Genomic DNA, 16424 nt, shown 5'->3' with positions numbered 1-16424 from the left:
AGTTCGCTTTGAAAGAGTGAGAATTATGGATTGGCGAATTGGCTGGGTGCCGTTTTCGGCACTGCTCGCCGCGCAAGCTGCGCAAGCGCAGTCTGTCGGATACGAGGAAGCACTTGCAGCGGTGCGGGGCGAGCAACCCGTTTTGGAAGCTGGCGCGCTGCGTGTACAATCACGGCGCGAGGCTGCGGAAGCGGCGGACGAGCTTCCCGACCCGCGTTTACGCGCAGGGGTTATGAACCTTCCGGTAAGCGGACCCGCGGCGTTCGAGCTTGACCGGCAACTTCCTACGCAAGTCGCCATCGGTATCGAGCAGGAGATACCCAATCTTGCGCGGCGACGGGCGAGGTATGGCGTTGCCAGTTCCGAAGTTCGGGTGGCGGAAGCACGGCTCGGTATGGCGGAGCGCAATCTTCTCGCAAGCGCTGGAACCGCTTGGGTCAGCTTGTTCTACGCGCAAGAACGCCTCGATCTCGCCAGCACAGCGCTCGATGAGCTGCGAGCCTTCATCCCTGTTGCCAATAGCGCAGTTGCGTCGGGCTCGGCCCGCCCGGCCGAAAGCCTCGTGATACGGCGCGAATTGCTTGGGATCGAGGATGCAGCGACGTCGATCGAGGCCGAGCGCGAGACGGCGCAAGCGCAGCTTTCCCGATACATACCGTTCCCTGACCCGGTTGCCTTGGGTGAGGCTCCCACGGCGGCTCTGGATGAAAACCAGCTTCGCTTCGAACTGGAAGGGAATCCCGAACTCATTCTGGCCGATGCGGAACGAGACCGGGCCGAAGCCGGTGTCGCGCTCGCTCGCGCTGAAAAGAGGCCGGATTTTGGGGTGAGCGTCAACTATGGTCGTCGCGACCAGGCGTTTGGCGATGCGGTGTCGGTCATGGGGTCGATTACTCTTCCGATCTTCACCGACCGGCGGCAGAATCCGCGCATCGCCGCCGCCGAAGCCGATGCCGCTGCCGCTTTGGCCGACCGCGAGGATCGCAGACGCGCGCTGGTTGCGGATTTCGAAGCCGATCTCGCCACTTGGCGCAGCACTATGCGCCAATGGCGCCGCGCGCGTGATGAACTTCTTCCGCTCGCGCGTGACCGCGTTGACCTCGAGACAGCCAGCTTTGCGGCCGGGCGTGCCGATCTCGTCGATGTGATTGCGGCGAAATCCGCACTTGCCTTGCTCGAGCTGGAAATTCTCGAACGCGAACAGGCGGCCGTGCAGGCGGCGGTCGAGCTACAACTCACATACGGGGAGGGCAGGCCATGAACTCCGTGCTCGAACGATTTACGCAGCGCCAACGCATGTTTGCGGCTGGGCTAGGTATTGCCCTTGTCAGCCTGGCTGCTGGCTACGGTCTTCACATGCTCGGCGGCGAGAGCAGCGGAGCTGGCTCGGCGACGGATACTGACTGTGAGGATGTGCTTTATTGGTACGATCCGATGGTGCCCGGACAACGTTTTGACGAGCCCGGTAAGTCGCCCTTCATGGACATGATGCTGGTTCCCAAGTGCGCGGGAGAAGCTGCGGAAGCGGGCGTCCGGATTGATCCGGGCCTAGTCCAGAATTTCGGCATTCGCACTGCAGCGGCGGAGTTCGGAGTTCTCGAGCCGGAAATCACCGTGACGGGCGTCCTCGCGTACAACAGCCGGGATGTTGCCATCGTCCAGCCAAGAGCGGGCGGATATGTCCAACGCACCTATGGTCTTGCACAGGACGATGTCGTGCGTCGCGGCGCTCCGATAGTCGACATTCTTGTCCCTGACTGGGGCGGCGCGCAGCGTGAATACATTGCTGTGCTCGATACCGGCGATCAGGCACTTGCAGACGCGATGCGGCAGCGCATGCGCTTGCTCGGCATGACCGACGCAATGATCGCGTCCGTTGAACGCACACGCAGAGCTCAAAACACGATCACCGTCACGGCTCCCGTGGGCGGTGCCGTAACAATGCTTGGGGTGCGCTCGGGCATGACTGTAATGGAAGGTCAAACTTTGGCCGAGATTACGGGCTTTACGCCGATATGGCTTGAAGCTTCGGTTCCTGAAGTCCAGGCCGCAAATGTCCGGCAGGGCCAGCCCATCAGTGCGACCTTGGCAGCGTATCCGGATCAGCGATTTGCGGGACGAATTGTTGCCATCCTTCCTAGCGCCGATGCCGCGAGCCGAACCATCACCGTCCGGGCTGAGCTACCCAATCCGCGCGGCAGGTTGAAACCGGGGATGTTCGCGCAGGTGTCGCTTTCACCTGACACACGGCGAGCCTTGCTGGTACCGTCGGAGGCGGTCATTCGAACCGGACGCCGAAATCTCGTGATGCTCAAGCAGGATGAAGGCGCGTTCCTGCCTGCCGAGGTCGAAATCGGGCGCGAAGCGAATGGCAGGACAGAGATACTCGCAGGCCTTGCGGAGGGCGAGCAGGTCGTCACTTCAGGTCAGTTCCTGATCGACTCCGAAGCAAGTCTTGGCGGGATCGACGTCAGGTCGATCGATGGGACCATGAGCATGGCGTCGGACGGCTCGCCAAAGATGAGGGCATACACCGCTACGGGAAGAGTGACGAAAATCGCTGGTGCTTCGATCACTCTCAACCAGGCGCCGGTTCCCGCCCTCGAATGGCCAAGCATGGTCATGCCCTTCGCCCTCGCCGACGCCGCTCTAGTTGACGGTATTGAACCGGGCGACAAGGTCGAGTTTACCTTCTCGCAGCACGACACCGGTCCGCGCATCGAATCCATTCGGAAGACCGACCGATGATCGCGCGCATAATCGATGCCTCGATCGCCAATCGGTTTTTCATCGTTCTGGCGGCCTTCGCGGTCACGCTGGCTGGCTTCTGGGCGGTGCGCGCAACGCCTGTCGATGCGATCCCCGATCTGTCTGATGTGCAGGTCGTGGTGCGGTCGAATTATCCGGGGCAAGCTCCGCGTATCGTCGAGGACCAGGTCACCTATCCGCTCGCAACGACGATGCTCTCGGTGCCGGGCGCGGAAACAGTGCGCGGCTATTCGATGTTCGGCGACAGCTTCGTCTACGTGATCTTCGAGGATGGGACGGACCTCTACTGGGCGCGTTCGCGCGTGCTCGAATATCTCAACCAGGTGCAAAACGAATTGCCCGAAGGTGTGACAAGCTCGCTCGGGCCGGACGCGACGGGGGTGGGCTGGATTTACGAATATGCTCTCGTCGACCGAACGGGGAACAGCGATCTTGCTGGGCTCAGAAGTCTTCAGGACTGGTTCCTGCGCTATGAGCTCCAGACCATCCCCGGCATTGCAGAGGTCGCCAGCGTTGGCGGCATGGTCAAGCAGTACCAGGTCGTGCTGGAACCCTACCGGATGGCTTCGCTTGGCGTCACCTACAGCGATGTCGTGCGTGCCATCCAGGCCTCAAATCAGGAGGCCGGCGGATCGGTGGTCGAAATGGGCGAGGCCGAATTCATGGTCCGCGCTTCAGGCTATCTCACGTCTCTCGACGACTTCAGAGAGATTCCGCTGAAATCGGTCGGTAACGGTATCCCCGTCACCTTGTCCGATGTCGCCACGATACAGCTTGGCCCCGAAATGCGGCGAGGGATCGCCGAACTCAATGGCGAAGGCGAGGTCGCAGGCGGTATTGTCGTGCTCAGACAGGGCGAGGATGCGCGGGCAACCATCGCGGCTGTCGAAGAGAAGCTCGACGTGCTCCAGGCTAGTCTTCCCGAAGGGCTCGAGATTGTCACGACCTATGATCGTTCGAAGCTGATCGACGCCTCGATCGAAAACCTGACCGGAAAACTCATCGCCGAATTTATCATCGTCGCGATCGTTTGCGCGCTATTCTTATGGCATGTGCGGTCAGCATTGGTGGCGATCGTCACGCTTCCATTGGGGGTGCTGGCGGCCTTTATCGTGATGCGGTTCCAGGGGGTCGATGCGAACATCATGTCCTTGGGCGGCATCGCCATCGCAATCGGCGCGATGGTCGACGCTGCCATCGTCATGATCGAGAACGCGCACAAGCATATCGAGCATTGGGAAGAGGACCATCCGGACGAACAGATGTCCAACGATGAGCGCTGGAAACTGATTGCGGACGCATCGAAAGAGGTGGGGCCAGCGCTGTTTTTCAGCCTCCTGATCATAACCCTATCGTTCCTGCCGGTGTTTACTCTGCAGGCGCAGGAAGGGCGGCTCTTCTCCCCACTGGCCTTTACCAAGACCTATGCCATGGCGGCGGCCGCCATTCTGTCGGTGACGCTGGTTCCCGTTCTGATGGGCTGGCTGATCCGCGGGAAGATACCCAAGGAGGACACCAACGTCCTCAATCGCTTGCTGACCAACGCCTACCGGCCCGGTCTTGATTGGGTAATGCGCCGACCGAAAACCACTTTGGTTGTGGCCGGACTGGTATTCCTTACAGCGCTGATCCCGTTCACCCGTCTTGGAGGAGAATTTCTTCCCCCGCTCGATGAAGGCGATCTCCTCTACATGCCGAGCGCTCTGCCTGGCCTGTCTCCTGGTGAAGCGTCCGCATTGCTTCAGCGGACGGACCGACTGATCAAATCCGTACCGGAAGTCGACACCGTTTTCGGAAAAGCGGGGCGGGCCGATACAGCGACCGACCCCGCGCCGCTCACGATGTTCGAGACAACCATCCGGTTCAAGCCGCGCGAAGACTGGCGGCCGGGCATGACGCCAGAGAAGCTCGTCGACGAGCTCGATCGTGCTGTGCAGGTGCCGGGACTCGCCAATGTCTGGGTGCCCCCGATCCGCAACCGCATCGATATGCTCGCGACCGGTATCAAAAGCCCGATCGGCGTGAAAGTGTCCGGCGAGGACCTTGCCGAAATCGAGCGCGTAGCTTTGCAGGTCGAGAATGTCGCAAAACAGGTTCCTGGCGTCAGCTCCGCATTGGCAGAGCGTCTTTCGGGAGGCCGCTATGTCGATGTGGACATCGACCGGGTCGCTGCGGCGCGTTTCGGGCTGAATATCGCCGATGTTCAGCAAATTGTGTCAGGCGCGATCGGCGGCGCGAATATCGGACGGACAGTCGAAGGATTGGCGCGATATCCTATCAATGTCCGCTATCCGCGCGAGATCCGCGACAGTCTCGGAGAACTGCGCGCGCTGCCTTTGCTAACCCCCTCTGGCCAGCAAATTACGCTCGGCACCGTAGCGCAGGTGAGCGTCAGCGATGGCCCCCCGATGCTCAAGAATGAGCAAGGCCGTCTTATCAGCGTGGTCTATGTCGATACGCGCGGGCGCGATCTAACCTCGGTCGTAAGCGATCTTCAGGAGGCAGTGTCAGATGGCGTCGATCTGCCTGCCGGTGTGAGCATCTCTTACGCGGGCCAGTTTGAATATCTCACCCGCGCTAATGAGCGGTTGCAGGTCGTCGTTCCCGCGACGCTCGGCATCATCTTCGTTTTGCTGTACCTGATCTTCCGCCGCTTCGACGAAGCGCTACTTGTTATGGGCACGCTGCCCTTTGCCCTCACCGGCGGCTTCTGGCTGCTCTATCTGATGGGCTACAACCAGTCTGTTGCGACATCGGTGGGGTTCATTGCCCTTGCCGGGGTATCAGCAGAATTCGGCGTCATCATGCTGATTTACCTCAAGTCTGCACTGGCCCGGCGCAGCGGCGCCCTCGATGCGGACGGCGTGGGCGAAGCCATCAGGGAGGGCGCTCTTTTGCGCGTGCGTCCCAAGGCAATGACCGTGGCCGTCATTCTTGCCGGTCTCTTCCCGATCCTCATTGGAACCGGCGCAGGTTCGGAGGTCATGAGCCGCATCGCCGCGCCGATGGTGGGCGGCATGATCACCGCGCCGCTGCTTTCGATGTTCGTTATCCCCGCCGCATATTTGTTGATGCGGCGCCCCCGGCCCGAACGGCCAACCCAACCGCAAGGAGAAGAAGAATGCGTACCACAACCCTCATGAGCCTATTGGCCGCCCCGCTGGCGCTGGCGGCCTGCGATTCTGGCCAGGACACTGCCGAGATGAACGACATGCCGATGGCAGAGAATGAAATGATGATGGATGGCGAAGATATGCCGATGATGGAACCTGGCAGCGAAATGCAAACCGCCAGCGCAGAGGGCACGGTTACTGCAATCGATGCCGAAGCGGGCACGATAACCGTCGACCACGGTCCGGTCCCGGCGATCGAATGGCCTGCAATGACCATGGCGTTTGAAGCCGATGAACAACTGCGCAGCGAAGTAAGCCTCGGTGAGGGAATTGCCTTTGAATTTCGTACCGGTTCTGAAGGCAATGTGATCACGTCGATCACGAAGCAGTGAGTCGGTTGGGTGGTGCCTGGCAAACCTGGTGCCGCCCAATGAGATGCGGGGCGACCGGAATCTGGTATCGTGCCGGCACCGCCAAGATATTCGGCACAAGGCTGTAAGAGGTCTGCTTTAGAGTGAGAAAGGAAGAGCGATGAGCACGGACGCAAGCTTACTCGAAGGCACCGCCATCGATCCCGTCTGCGGCATGAGCGTAGCGATCGACGGAGCAGAGCATATCGCGAAGCATGCGGGGGCCGAGCACTATTTTTGTTCTTCGCGCTGCCACGACAAGTTCGTCACCGATCCCGAGCTCTATCTCTCAGGTGCGCATCTCGTCGCGGTCGAGGTTATGCCCGAAGGCACGATCTACACCTGCCCGATGCACCCTGAAATCCGCCAGCCCGGGCCGGGTTCATGCCCGATTTGCGGCATGGCGCTCGAACCGGAAACCGTTTCGCTGGACGATGGCCCCGACCCCGAACTGGTCGACATGCGGCGTAGGTTCTGGTGGAGCGCACTGCTCACGCTGCCTTTGTTCGTCTACGCGATGAGCGACATGGCACCGGGGCTCAGTTTCGACCGGCTGATCGAACCTGCCTGGGCGCAATGGGCGCAGTTTGCCCTTGCCACACCGGTTGTTCTTTGGGGAGCCTGGCCGTTCTTCGTTCGGGCCGTCCAGTCGCTCAAGACGCGCAATCTCAACATGTTCACGCTGATCGGGTTTGGCGTTGCCATCGCCTATCTGTTCAGCGTGGTGGCGACGGTCGCGCCCGATCTGTTCCCTGCAGCGTTCCGCGACCATTCGGGACGGGTCGGGATCTATTTCGAGGCGGCAGCGGTCATAACCACACTCGTTTTGCTCGGACAGGTCCTCGAGCTCAAGGCAAGAGGCTCGACCTCGAGCGCTTTGCGCGCATTGCTCGAATTGGCGCCGCCCAGCGCGGTCAAGATCTTCGGCTCCGGCGATGAGCGCGAGGTGCCGCTCGACCAGCTGGCCACAGGCGATCGTCTGCGCGTTCGACCGGGCGATAAGGTTCCGGTCGATGGCGAGATCGAAGAGGGATCGAGCGCCATCGACGAATCCATGATCAGCGGCGAACCGCTGCCGGTCGCCAAACAGGCTGGCGACACAGTCATTGGCGGCACGGTCAACCAGACTGGCGGGTTCGTCATGCGCGCGACCGGTGTAGGCAAGGACACGATGCTGTCCAAGATCGTCCAGATGGTGGCCGAGGCGCAGCGCAGCCGCGCACCGATCCAGCGACTGGCGGATCGGGTGGCGGGCTGGTTCGTGCCTGCGGTGGTTGTGATCGCCATCGCCACCTTCGTGGTATGGGGAATCTGGGGGCCCGCACCAGCGCTTGCCTATGCGCTGGTCAATGCCATTGCAGTCCTGATCATCGCCTGTCCCTGTGCGCTCGGTCTCGCTACGCCGATGTCGATCATGACGGGCACAGGCAAGGGTGCCCAGCACGGGATTCTGATCCGCAATGCCGAGGCGCTGGAGACACTCGAGAAAATCGATACGCTGGTGGTCGACAAGACCGGCACGCTGACGATGGGCAAACCCGATTTGGTGGCGGTGACGCCGGCAGATGACATCAAGGAAAGCGATTTCCTGGCTGCGGTGGCAGGTGTCGAAATGGGGAGCGAACATCCGCTGGCCTATGCCATTGTCGAGGGCGCGCGGACGCGCGGCGTTTCTCCTGCCAATGCCACGGATCTCGCTTCGACGACTGGGGAAGGCGTTGAAGCCAACGTCCAGGACCGCCGTGTTGCGATCGGAAATGAGAAGATGATGCGGCGCGTTGGGATCAATGACGAGGCCTGGCTGGGCTCGGCCGAAAATGGTCGCAAGCAGGGTCAGACGGTGATGTTCGTGGCATTCGATGGCCGTCCGGCAGGGCTCATCGCTGTCGCCGATCCGATCAAGCCTACCAGCGCAGCGGCCATTGCGGCGCTGCATAAGCGCGACATCCGGGTCGTTATGCTGACGGGCGACAGCCGCGGCACTGCCGAAGCGGTCGCGCGCGAAATGGGAATCGACGAGGTGCATGCGAATGTCTCGCCCGAAGACAAGCACAGAAAGATCGAAGAGCTGAAAGCGGAAGGCCGCCGCGTCGGCATGGCCGGGGACGGAATCAACGATGCGCCTGCACTCGCCGCCGCCGATGTCGGGATTGCGATGGGCACCGGCACCGATGTCGCAATCGAAAGCGCCGGCGTGACGCTGGTTCGCGGCGACCTGACGGGAGTGGTGCAGGCCATCGTGCTGTCGCGTGGGACGATGCGCAACATCCGGCAGAACCTGTTTTTCGCCTTCGCTTACAATACGCTCGGCATACCGGTCGCGGCCGGCGTGCTGTTTCCCTTCTTCGGAGTGCTGCTAAGCCCAATGATCGCGGCGGCGGCCATGAGCCTCTCTTCCGTATCGGTCATTGGCAATGCACTGCGGCTGCGGGGTCTGCGCCTTGTAGTCTGAGAGGCCAAACTTCAGCTATGCGCGTTCTTCCATGCCCCCATGGAGCCGAGATAGATGTCGAGGCGCTTGAAGCCCTGGCTTGCCAGCCAGCCCGCAGCAACGCTCGCCCGCATACCGCTCGCGCACATCAGCGTGTAGTGGCGGCCGCGGTCGAGCTCTTCCCACAGCGTGTTGAGCTCACCGACATAGATATGTTCTGAGCCGTCGATACTTGCTTCTTGCCGTTCGTCCGCGTCGCGCACGTCGAGCAAGGTCCACTCGCCGCTGTCTTGATCGAGCCTGCGCGCGACTTCCTCGGTGCCAATCATGGGAATGCTGCGCATCGCTTTGCCCTGTGCGGCGGCTGGAACCACGCCGACATAGCCGCCCACAACATTATCGAGACCGATGCGCACCAGATGGGACATGGCCTGGGCTAGCTGGCCTTCCTCGGAAGCAACGAGGGCGATCCTGTCGCCTTCACCGAGGAACCATCCGGCAAACGCCGGTATCATTCCCACCGGGAGGCACATGGCGCCCGGCATATGACCGGCGGCATAGGCGAGCGGCTCGCGCACATCGACCAGGTGATTAGCGCCGCTCTCGCCAAGGTCTTGCAGCCCCAGACGCCTTGGCCGCATAATCCGCGGCGCGGCATCGGACCCTTCGAGGTTAAGCCGCTCCATCACCCGGAAATAGGGCGGTTGGTAGTGGTGCTCTGCTACCTTCGCCTTGATGAACTCGTCGCGGTCGGAGATGCGCAGGCGCGGGTTGTTGCGCCGCTCGTGGCCGATTGTCGAGAATTCCCGGTCGGCCATTCCGGACCCGCAAACCGAGCCCGCACCATGCGCCGGGTAGATAATCGCCTGATCGCCGAGGCCGCAAAGTTTCTGCAGGGAGTCGAACAATAGGCCCGCGACTTCTTCCTTGCGCTCGGGATAGAAATCGGTGCGCCCGACATCGCCGACGAACAGCGCATCGCCGGTAAAGACGCCGACCGGTCCCTCGGAATATTCGCTGTCATGGATGACGAAAGCGAGATGATCATCGGTGTGTCCAGGTGTTTCCAGCACTTCGATCTTCAATTGACCCAGCTCGAAACAATCGCCTTCGCGCACGGTCCTTGCAAAGATGACTTCGCCTGCCGCGTTGGGCCCGTGATAGACCGTGGCTCCTGTCAAGTTGGCCAAGATCGGCGAGCCGCTGAGCAGATCCTCATTGCGATGGGTTTCGAAGATATGCGTTATCTCCAGCCCTTCGGCCCGGGCCTTTTCGACATAGACCTCGCAGTCCCGGCGCGGATCGATGACCGCTGCCTGTCCGCCCGAGCCGATGATGTAGGAAAGGTGCGAGAGGCCAGGGGTTTTGATTTTCTCCAGAAACATACGATTTCCTTGTCTGTTGCTCACAACTTGCAACGTGCGGGCCTGTCACAAATCGCAAAATTATACGGCGCTCAATCGATCCCGAGTTCGGCCTTGATGGCGGCGGGACTTTCGAAATGTTCGGCTTCGGGCCTGCCGATGGCAGGCTTTGCGTTGATCCAGGTATCTTCGCACACGAATTCAAGCAGGCTCGCCGCGAGATCAGCATGACGGCAGCGGAAACAGCCTTCTGCCAAGCGTTCGTCCGTAATGACGGCATCGCCGGTGTAAGGCTCATCCAGCAGCCAGCCCGGTCGTGCGGCCGTCCATTTGATGCCTTGGGCGTCGCTGAGCATCGCTTCCATGGCGCGCATCTGCTCGAGTATATTGAACAATGCAGGCTTGGCGGTGAGTTCAAACCAGGCCGGGACGCTCGACTGATGTTCGACGAAGGCAGCGGAGATCACGGCAATGCGGTCGATCTTCGTCTGTGCCATCGCCTCGAGCAGGTTGCGCGTGCCATCGGTATAGAGCGTCGGTGGATCGATCGCATTGCCCGGACCGAAAGCGACACCGAGCGTCGAGATAACCGCGCGGCAGCCATCGAGATCGCCCGCGAAATCGTCCGACAGCACATCGCATTCGATATATTCGAAGTCGCCCACCCGCTCGTCTGATCCAGGCACTGTGTGTTCGAAGGCGCGGATCGGTATGTCCGAGGCAAGGGCACGCCTCAATAGCTCGGTGCCGGTCTTCCCGCCCGCCCCGAAGACAGCGATGGGCCTCGTATCAGTCATCTGCTTGTTCCTGTTAAAACTGGCGGGGGCGACGAACGGAGGAGGCGCGGGCGCATGGGGTAGCCGCTGGCCCGCCCGTGCGCCCTGCCAGTTTCAGGCTCCGTCAGCCGGACAGGTGGTATAGCCCCAAAAGCCGAATTCATCCTTGGCTCTTGGCGCTGCGACGATCATCTCCTGCATTTGCAAGCCCGCATCGCCTTCACCATCCAACATACGGGTTTTGATCCGAAGCTGGCCATTCGAATAGCTACCGGGACCATCAGAAGCGACGGGGATCAATTTGCCATTGATCTTGATCGCTCCGCTCCCGTCACCGTCATAGACAAATGAGGGAAAGGCCACTTCGGTCAGGCGGAACTGGCAGGCCTGTCCTGCGCCCAGAGCAGCAAGGTCCGCGTCATTCATGGTCCCGGGAAGCATCAGGCCTGAGTCAACATTTGCCAGTGCACTGGCCGCATCCTCGATCGGCGCGGCAGTGGCAGGCGGGTCGAGCTGGGCTTCGCGGTCGTTGCCCGGAGCGGTGTTCGAATTGCAGGCGGCGAGCGGAAGCGCGATGAGCGCCGTGAGAGCTATCTTGTTCATTGCTGCATCTCCTCGGGCAGGCGTTCTTCGGTCCGCGGACCGTTCTGCTCGATATCGTCGATGAGATATTTCATCTCGGCGATTTCGCGGCGCTGGGCGACTATGATCGCTTGAGCGAGTTCGCGCACGCGAGGATCTTTCAGGCTCGCGCGTTCGCTGGTCATGATCGCGATCGAGTGGTGCGGGATCATCGCTGCCATATATTCGGTATCGTCGACGGTGGTCTGGCTGCGCACCAGCCATAGTGCGAGCGCGAACACAAAGGCCCCGACGCCCAGAATGATGAAGTTCTTGGTCCGGTCCTTGTACATGCCCCACATGAAGAGCAGCATGACAACCATCATCATCGCACCCATGACGAACATCATCCAGAAGCGCGTTTCGCTCCAGAAAAGATCATCGACGGTAAAGGTGTTGGCATACATCAGGAAGAACATGATCACAGTCGAGGTCGACACCATGGCCATGAACCGCCAGTAGCTGCCGCCCCCTCCCTTGTCCGAATGGGAGGTTTTTTCAGTCATGCTTTTTCTCCTTTTTGCATCATGGTCCAGAATAGCTGCGCCGAGCAGCTGATGAGAGCGAAGCCAGTGAGGGCCTCGACGCCGGCGAGAACTCTCAGGTGCTCGGTCGGATAAATGTCGCCCAAGCCCAGTGTGGTCACGTTGATGAGCGAGAAATAGAAGTAGTCCATCCAGTCCATTGAAGGCGCCTTGTCGAAACCTCCCAAGCCCCATTGCGCGCCCAGCCAGAAACCTGCGGCAAAAAGGATCGCGACCAGAAAATGCGACGCGAGCACGAGCAGCGAAACGGCAAGCTTTGCCAGCGTATCGCGGCGGCGATCGAGAAGCCGGTGGCCGACACCCAGAATGGCAAGGTGGGAAGCGACGGCTGCAAGGAACAGCAAGACGGCGAGGAGGAGCGCGGTGATCATGCGAGAAGCTTCGCGCCCATCCACAGACCCATTCCGATCATGAACAGATTTTCGGTCAGCGAGACAAAGCCGAGCGGCACATTGCTGCTGCCGCCCACGCAGGCGCATTTGAGTTCGCGCTTGTCGATGTAGACAGCCTTAAAGACGCTGACAGCGCCGACGGTGCCGATGAAAAATGCCAGCGGGGCAGAAAGCCAAGTCAGCGCGCCCGCGGTCATGAGAATGCCGGCAGCGGCTTCGCCGAAAGGGTAGACGAAGCCATAGGGCACCCAGCGCCGCGCCAGCAGGTCGTAATTGAGGAACATCGTCGAGAAACTGCGCACGTCCTGAAGTTTCTGAACGGCGAGCAGGGTCATCGACAGGCTGACGAACCATTCGGCGGCCCGGACAGTGAAGAGCTTATCAAAAAAAGCCCAACTCAGTCCGAGCGCGAGCAGAAGCGCGACCGCGAAAATCGCAATGACCGGCTGATAGCTGGTTTCGCCTTCCTCGGGCTGCGAGCGGCTCTTGCCGAAGAATTCGCGGACATCGTCATAGCCGCCAATGCGCTTGTCTTCGATAAAGGTCTGCGGGGTGGTCTCGACGTTGTGCTTTTCCTTGAATGCGTCGGTTTCCTCCCTACTGGTCAGGTGATGATCCTCGACCTCGAAGCCTTGCCGTTTGAGGAGATCGACCGTCTTGATGCCATAGGGACAGACATGGTCCTCCATGACCATGCGGTAGACCGCCGCTGTTCGGGTCGTCATGAATCGCTCCATCTGTTTTGCCTGACGTTTCTCGTGCTCAACGCCGGTTTTCGGTGAACGGTTTCGAAAAAGCCCGGCGTAAAAGCGGCAAAGCTGGTTGAAGAAGGTGCCATCAACTCTTCTCTCCTGACCGATCATCTTTGTGAGAAGCGCGCGCTTCGGAATTGTGCGAAAGGTAAATCCATTCTCCCACGAACACCGCGACGATGCCGATCGCCGCATAGGCGACAACCGCAGGATCGCTGCGCAATTTGGCCGCGGTAAAGGCTGCGAGGACCACGCCATCTGCCGCAAGTGCTGTGAGAAGTATTGTTGCGCGCGCGCCGACTTCCTTGCGCAGGTGACGCAGGACGCCCCAGTGCACCAGCATATCCATGACGAGGTAGAAGAAGGCGCCCAGCGAGGCGATCCGCGACAGATCGAACAAGACGGCAAGCGTCCCGGCAATGACCACCGTATAGACCAGCATGTGGCTGCGTATCCCGCCGCTCATGCCGAAATGGCTGTGCGGGATCATCTTCATGTCGGTCAGCATCGCAAGCATGCGCGACACAGCAAATACGCTCGCGATCACGCCCGAAGTCGTTGCGGCGATCGCGATCGCGACGGTGAAATAGAAGCCCAGCTCACCCAGCGCCGGACGCGCCGCTGCCGCGAGCGAATAATCGCGCGCCTCGACGATCTCGGATATGCTCAGGCTCGAACCCACCGCAACTGCGACAAGCAGATAGATCACGATGCAGACCGCGATCGAGATCATGATCGTCCGGCCGACATTCTTGTGCGGGTCGACGATTTCGCCGCCGCTATTGGTAATCGTGGTGAAGCCCTTGAAGGCGAGGATCGAGAAAGCAACCGAGGCGAGCAGGGCTTCTGCATTCGTCAGCGAAACGGGCTGCGAAAATGCGCCTGATGAAAAACCGCTGGCCCAGATCGCCGCGACTGCGAATAGCGCGATGCCGCCGATCTTGATGGCGGACATGATGAGCGAAAAGCCGCTTACCGATTTGTTGCCCGCTGCATTAACGAGATAGGCGAAGATGATGAGGGCAAGCGCTGCGAGAGAAACGAGCCACCCGCTGCTTTCGAGGCCGAACGGGCGCAGCGCGTAAGTCGCAAAGGTGCGGGCCACGAGGCTTTCATTGATGACCATCGAGAGCGCCATCAGGAGCGATGCCGACGCGGCAATGACGCCGGGTCCGTATGCTTTCTGCAAGATCATCGCGATGCCGCCCGAAGACGGCCATTTGTTCGACATCTTGATATAGCTGTAGGCCGCCAGCGAGGTTACCAGCGCGCCAGCGATGAAGGATAAGGGGAAGAGCGGGCCGGCAAGCTCGGCGATCTGCCCGGTCAGCGCGAATATGCCGGCACCGATCATGACGCCGGTTCCCATCGCCACGCCGCCCAGCAGGGTTATCGAACCAGCTGTCTCGCTTTGATTCTCGTGCTCATGGTCTTGCAAGACTTTCCCCTGTCGATGGTCTCCCGTTCAAGAAAGATCATGCCGACCAGTACGTTCAGCCGGGGCTCATCCCTCAAAAATATTTCAGGACAAATCCGGAGGGTTGCGTTTTGCTCGGGGCGCTCGAGCAAATTGCGGCCCGAAGCGGACTGCTTGCGCAGCCGAAGAATACTCCGCGAGTATCAAGGCACGCGTCCATCGCTGCCGATTTACTACGTCCTGAACCGGTTTCGGAAAAATCGCAGCAGTGGCACCGCAATGACCGCGATGTACCAACCGTACAGAAAGCTGCCGAGAGCGCCTGCCAGAAAGCCCGAGAGGGTTAGCCATTCGAAACCGGGAAGCAGCGGCGCCCACGCTTCGTGCATGTGCGCCTGTTCGGGCGCGAGCAGGCCGAAACCGATGCAGATCAGGTAGCTGAAAAGGAGGAAGAGACTGAGTGTCCAGCCCCATATGAGAATTGAGGTTTTGACCGAATAGTCCGACATGATGGTCCTCCGTTAGAGTTGGCGCGAAAATGGCTTGTCCATAGTCACGGGTAGGATGCGAACACGCTCCGCCCGCCTGGGCCGAAGGCGATGACATCATAGGGCTGCACCTGCTCTCCGACTTCCATTCCGGGCGAGCCAAGCGGCATTCCGGGCACAGCCAGGCCAGCAACGCCTTCGGGGCGTTCGCGCAATAGCTTCGCGACGGCATCGGCCGGCACGTGGCCTTCGATGATATAGCCATCGACTTCCATCGTGTGACACGACCACAGATCCTGTGGCACACCCCTGGCTGTCTTGAGCGCAGCCATGTCGTCGGTGTCGACCGAGGCGACCTCTGCTTCGAGCCCATGTTCGACGTGACCGGCCCAGTTGAGACAGCAGCCGCATCCTGCGTCGCGGTACATGGTGTAGGTCGCGGCCTGCGCTGCATTCGAGCAGGCTGCAAGGGCGAGGAGGAGCGAGGCCGCCAGCGAACGGCGTAGCGGTCTCGGATCTTTCATGAGGTTCATTGGACATTGCCTTTCTTGATGCCGCGCCAGAGAGAAATGGTTCCGGTCGCGGTATGGATATGATCGAGCAATTCGGCGTCCGCGAAAATTTCGGCGAGCAATTTCTCGACGGCTCCGTCGGCGCTCGGCTGGGTGTCCTTCACGCCGTCGAGAAGCTGAACGCTCGAACGGAACAGCGCGCGCATGACTGGAGCATCCTGCCCCATATAGTCAGCAATCAGCGCCATGCCCCCGGGGGCCAGCAGGTTCTCGATCTGCTCGAGGATCGCGCGTTTTTGCGAAACGGGCACCTGGTGAAGGACGAGACTGCTGACGATCTTATCTGGTTGCCAGCCGCCGGAAAGCTCGAGACTGTCAAGAAAGCCGTTGTGCCACCGGACCATATCGACTCCGGCACCGAATTTGCGCTGCGCGATCGCCAGCGCGGCGGGGTCTGGCTCAACGCCGATGAAGCCGGCTTCGGGACAGCTGGCCATCAGCGCTCTGAGCAAGGTCCCGGTGCCGCACCCGACATCGATGACCTTGTCGCCCGGCACCAATACGGCCTCTTCGACGATCGCGCGGCGCCACCGGCTCTCGCGCGTAAAGATTGCGATCGCGCGGTCATAGAACGGCGTGAGCCAGCTTTTGCCCAGCGGCGGAGTGAACTCGCGTTCTTTTGGCGGAACTGCCGCGCTTTTCATGCCATGGCTCCCATTCGACGCTGGTACATACCGCTGTTACTACACTTATCTCCTCTTACGCGTCGCCAACCCGCAGCCCTCAAGAAAGAAACTTGAGGGTTTGCGCGAAGTGTCGCGTATAGGAACCGTG

General features: G+C 60.6%; 15 protein-coding genes. 5 read left to right on the top strand and 10 right to left on the bottom strand.

From position 1 onward, the window contains the following. The first annotated feature begins 25 nt into the window (after positions 1 to 25). The 5 genes from VR863_RS07180 (at position 26) to VR863_RS07160 (ending at position 8744) form a co-directional block, all read left to right on the top strand. On the top strand, positions 26 to 1261 hold the full coding sequence (locus tag VR863_RS07180; RefSeq protein ID WP_324827785.1) for a TolC family protein: 1236 nt from the start codon (positions 26 to 28) through the stop codon (positions 1259 to 1261). Beyond that, a complete protein-coding gene (locus VR863_RS07175; RefSeq protein ID WP_324827784.1) occupies positions 1258 to 2748 on the top strand; it encodes an efflux RND transporter periplasmic adaptor subunit in 1491 nt (496 codons plus the stop codon). The genes VR863_RS07180 and VR863_RS07175 overlap by 4 nt, the downstream gene beginning before the upstream one ends. Beyond that, positions 2745 to 5912 carry an efflux RND transporter permease subunit gene (locus tag VR863_RS07170; RefSeq protein ID WP_324827783.1) on the top strand — a complete coding sequence of 1056 codons (3168 nt, stop codon included), beginning with the start codon at positions 2745 to 2747 and terminating at the stop codon, positions 5910 to 5912. Before VR863_RS07175 ends, VR863_RS07170 begins: the two co-directional genes overlap by 4 nt. Then, the gene (locus VR863_RS07165; RefSeq protein ID WP_324827782.1) at positions 5891 to 6274 is read left to right on the top strand and encodes a copper-binding protein; all 384 of its coding nucleotides are present in this window, start codon (positions 5891 to 5893) and stop codon (positions 6272 to 6274) included. Before VR863_RS07170 ends, VR863_RS07165 begins: the two co-directional genes overlap by 22 nt. A gap of 139 nt (positions 6275 to 6413) precedes the next feature. Then, on the top strand, positions 6414 to 8744 hold the full coding sequence (locus VR863_RS07160) for a heavy metal translocating P-type ATPase (protein ID WP_324827781.1): 2331 nt from the start codon (positions 6414 to 6416) through the stop codon (positions 8742 to 8744). A gap of 11 nt (positions 8745 to 8755) precedes the next feature. Here the strand turns inward: VR863_RS07160 and VR863_RS07155 are convergent, their stop codons facing one another. The 10 genes from VR863_RS07155 to VR863_RS07110 all read right to left on the bottom strand — a co-directional run bounded on the left by VR863_RS07155 (position 8756) and on the right by VR863_RS07110 (position 16294). Next, positions 8756 to 10108, bottom strand: coding sequence for an MBL fold metallo-hydrolase (locus VR863_RS07155; protein ID WP_324827780.1), 1353 nt, complete (start codon positions 10106 to 10108; stop codon positions 8756 to 8758). A 71-nt stretch (positions 10109 to 10179) separates the two neighbouring features. Then, positions 10180 to 10884 carry an NAD(P)-dependent oxidoreductase gene (locus VR863_RS07150; RefSeq protein ID WP_324827779.1) on the bottom strand — a complete coding sequence of 235 codons (705 nt, stop codon included), beginning with the start codon at positions 10882 to 10884 and terminating at the stop codon, positions 10180 to 10182. Positions 10885 to 10977: 93 nt separating this feature from the next. Beyond that, positions 10978 to 11466, bottom strand: a complete 489-nt coding sequence (locus tag VR863_RS07145; RefSeq protein WP_324827778.1) for a DUF6692 family protein — start codon at positions 11464 to 11466, stop codon at positions 10978 to 10980. Further along, on the bottom strand, positions 11463 to 11990 hold the full coding sequence (locus VR863_RS07140; protein WP_251105518.1) for a DUF305 domain-containing protein: 528 nt from the start codon (positions 11988 to 11990) through the stop codon (positions 11463 to 11465). The genes VR863_RS07145 and VR863_RS07140 overlap by 4 nt, the downstream gene beginning before the upstream one ends. After that, positions 11987 to 12400, bottom strand: coding sequence for a potassium channel family protein (locus VR863_RS07135; protein ID WP_324827777.1), 414 nt, complete (start codon positions 12398 to 12400; stop codon positions 11987 to 11989). Before VR863_RS07135 ends, VR863_RS07140 begins: the two co-directional genes overlap by 4 nt. Further along, complete coding sequence (locus VR863_RS07130; protein WP_324827867.1) at positions 12397 to 13146, bottom strand: glutaredoxin family protein; 750 nt, start codon at positions 13144 to 13146, stop codon at positions 12397 to 12399. The genes VR863_RS07135 and VR863_RS07130 overlap by 4 nt, the downstream gene beginning before the upstream one ends. 112 nt (positions 13147 to 13258) lie before the next feature. Next, positions 13259 to 14542 carry an APC family permease gene (locus tag VR863_RS07125; RefSeq protein WP_434784977.1) on the bottom strand — a complete coding sequence of 428 codons (1284 nt, stop codon included), beginning with the start codon at positions 14540 to 14542 and terminating at the stop codon, positions 13259 to 13261. A 281-nt stretch (positions 14543 to 14823) separates the two neighbouring features. Further along, positions 14824 to 15099, bottom strand: coding sequence for a hypothetical protein (locus tag VR863_RS07120; RefSeq protein WP_324827775.1), 276 nt, complete (start codon positions 15097 to 15099; stop codon positions 14824 to 14826). A gap of 44 nt (positions 15100 to 15143) precedes the next feature. Next, a complete protein-coding gene (locus VR863_RS07115; RefSeq protein WP_324827774.1) occupies positions 15144 to 15611 on the bottom strand; it encodes a DUF411 domain-containing protein in 468 nt (155 codons plus the stop codon). Further along, positions 15608 to 16294, bottom strand: coding sequence for a class I SAM-dependent methyltransferase (locus tag VR863_RS07110; RefSeq protein ID WP_324827773.1), 687 nt, complete (start codon positions 16292 to 16294; stop codon positions 15608 to 15610). Before VR863_RS07110 ends, VR863_RS07115 begins: the two co-directional genes overlap by 4 nt. Positions 16295 to 16424: the final 130 nt, after the last annotated feature.

The sequence above is a fragment of the Qipengyuania zhejiangensis genome, assembly GCF_035607565.1.
Taxonomy (GTDB): Bacteria; Pseudomonadota; Alphaproteobacteria; order Sphingomonadales; family Sphingomonadaceae; genus Qipengyuania; species Qipengyuania zhejiangensis.
The sequence above is the reverse complement of the archived record's forward strand: the minus strand, read 5'-3'. Positions and strand labels throughout refer to the sequence as shown.

Coding starts and splice junctions, on each gene's coding strand:
- VR863_RS07170 (WP_324827783.1), top strand. CDS start 2,745: ATGATCGCGCGCATAATCGATGCCTCGATCGCCAATCGGTTTTTCATC.
- VR863_RS07120 (WP_324827775.1), bottom strand. CDS start 15,099: ATGTCGGACTATTCGGTCAAAACCTCAATTCTCATATGGGGCTGGACA.
- VR863_RS07160 (WP_324827781.1), top strand. CDS start 6,414: ATGAGCACGGACGCAAGCTTACTCGAAGGCACCGCCATCGATCCCGTC.
- VR863_RS07145 (WP_324827778.1), bottom strand. CDS start 11,466: ATGAACAAGATAGCTCTCACGGCGCTCATCGCGCTTCCGCTCGCCGCC.
- VR863_RS07180 (WP_324827785.1), top strand. CDS start 26: ATGGATTGGCGAATTGGCTGGGTGCCGTTTTCGGCACTGCTCGCCGCG.
- VR863_RS07155 (WP_324827780.1), bottom strand. CDS start 10,108: ATGTTTCTGGAGAAAATCAAAACCCCTGGCCTCTCGCACCTTTCCTAC.
- VR863_RS07110 (WP_324827773.1), bottom strand. CDS start 16,294: ATGAAAAGCGCGGCAGTTCCGCCAAAAGAACGCGAGTTCACTCCGCCG.
- VR863_RS07150 (WP_324827779.1), bottom strand. CDS start 10,884: ATGACTGATACGAGGCCCATCGCTGTCTTCGGGGCGGGCGGGAAGACC.
- VR863_RS07115 (WP_324827774.1), bottom strand. CDS start 15,611: ATGAACCTCATGAAAGATCCGAGACCGCTACGCCGTTCGCTGGCGGCC.
- VR863_RS07175 (WP_324827784.1), top strand. CDS start 1,258: ATGAACTCCGTGCTCGAACGATTTACGCAGCGCCAACGCATGTTTGCG.
- VR863_RS07125 (WP_434784977.1), bottom strand. CDS start 14,542: ATGGGAACCGGCGTCATGATCGGTGCCGGCATATTCGCGCTGACCGGG.
- VR863_RS07130 (WP_324827867.1), bottom strand. CDS start 13,146: ATGACGACCCGAACAGCGGCGGTCTACCGCATGGTCATGGAGGACCAT.
- VR863_RS07140 (WP_251105518.1), bottom strand. CDS start 11,990: ATGACTGAAAAAACCTCCCATTCGGACAAGGGAGGGGGCGGCAGCTAC.
- VR863_RS07135 (WP_324827777.1), bottom strand. CDS start 12,400: ATGATCACCGCGCTCCTCCTCGCCGTCTTGCTGTTCCTTGCAGCCGTC.
- VR863_RS07165 (WP_324827782.1), top strand. CDS start 5,891: ATGCGTACCACAACCCTCATGAGCCTATTGGCCGCCCCGCTGGCGCTG.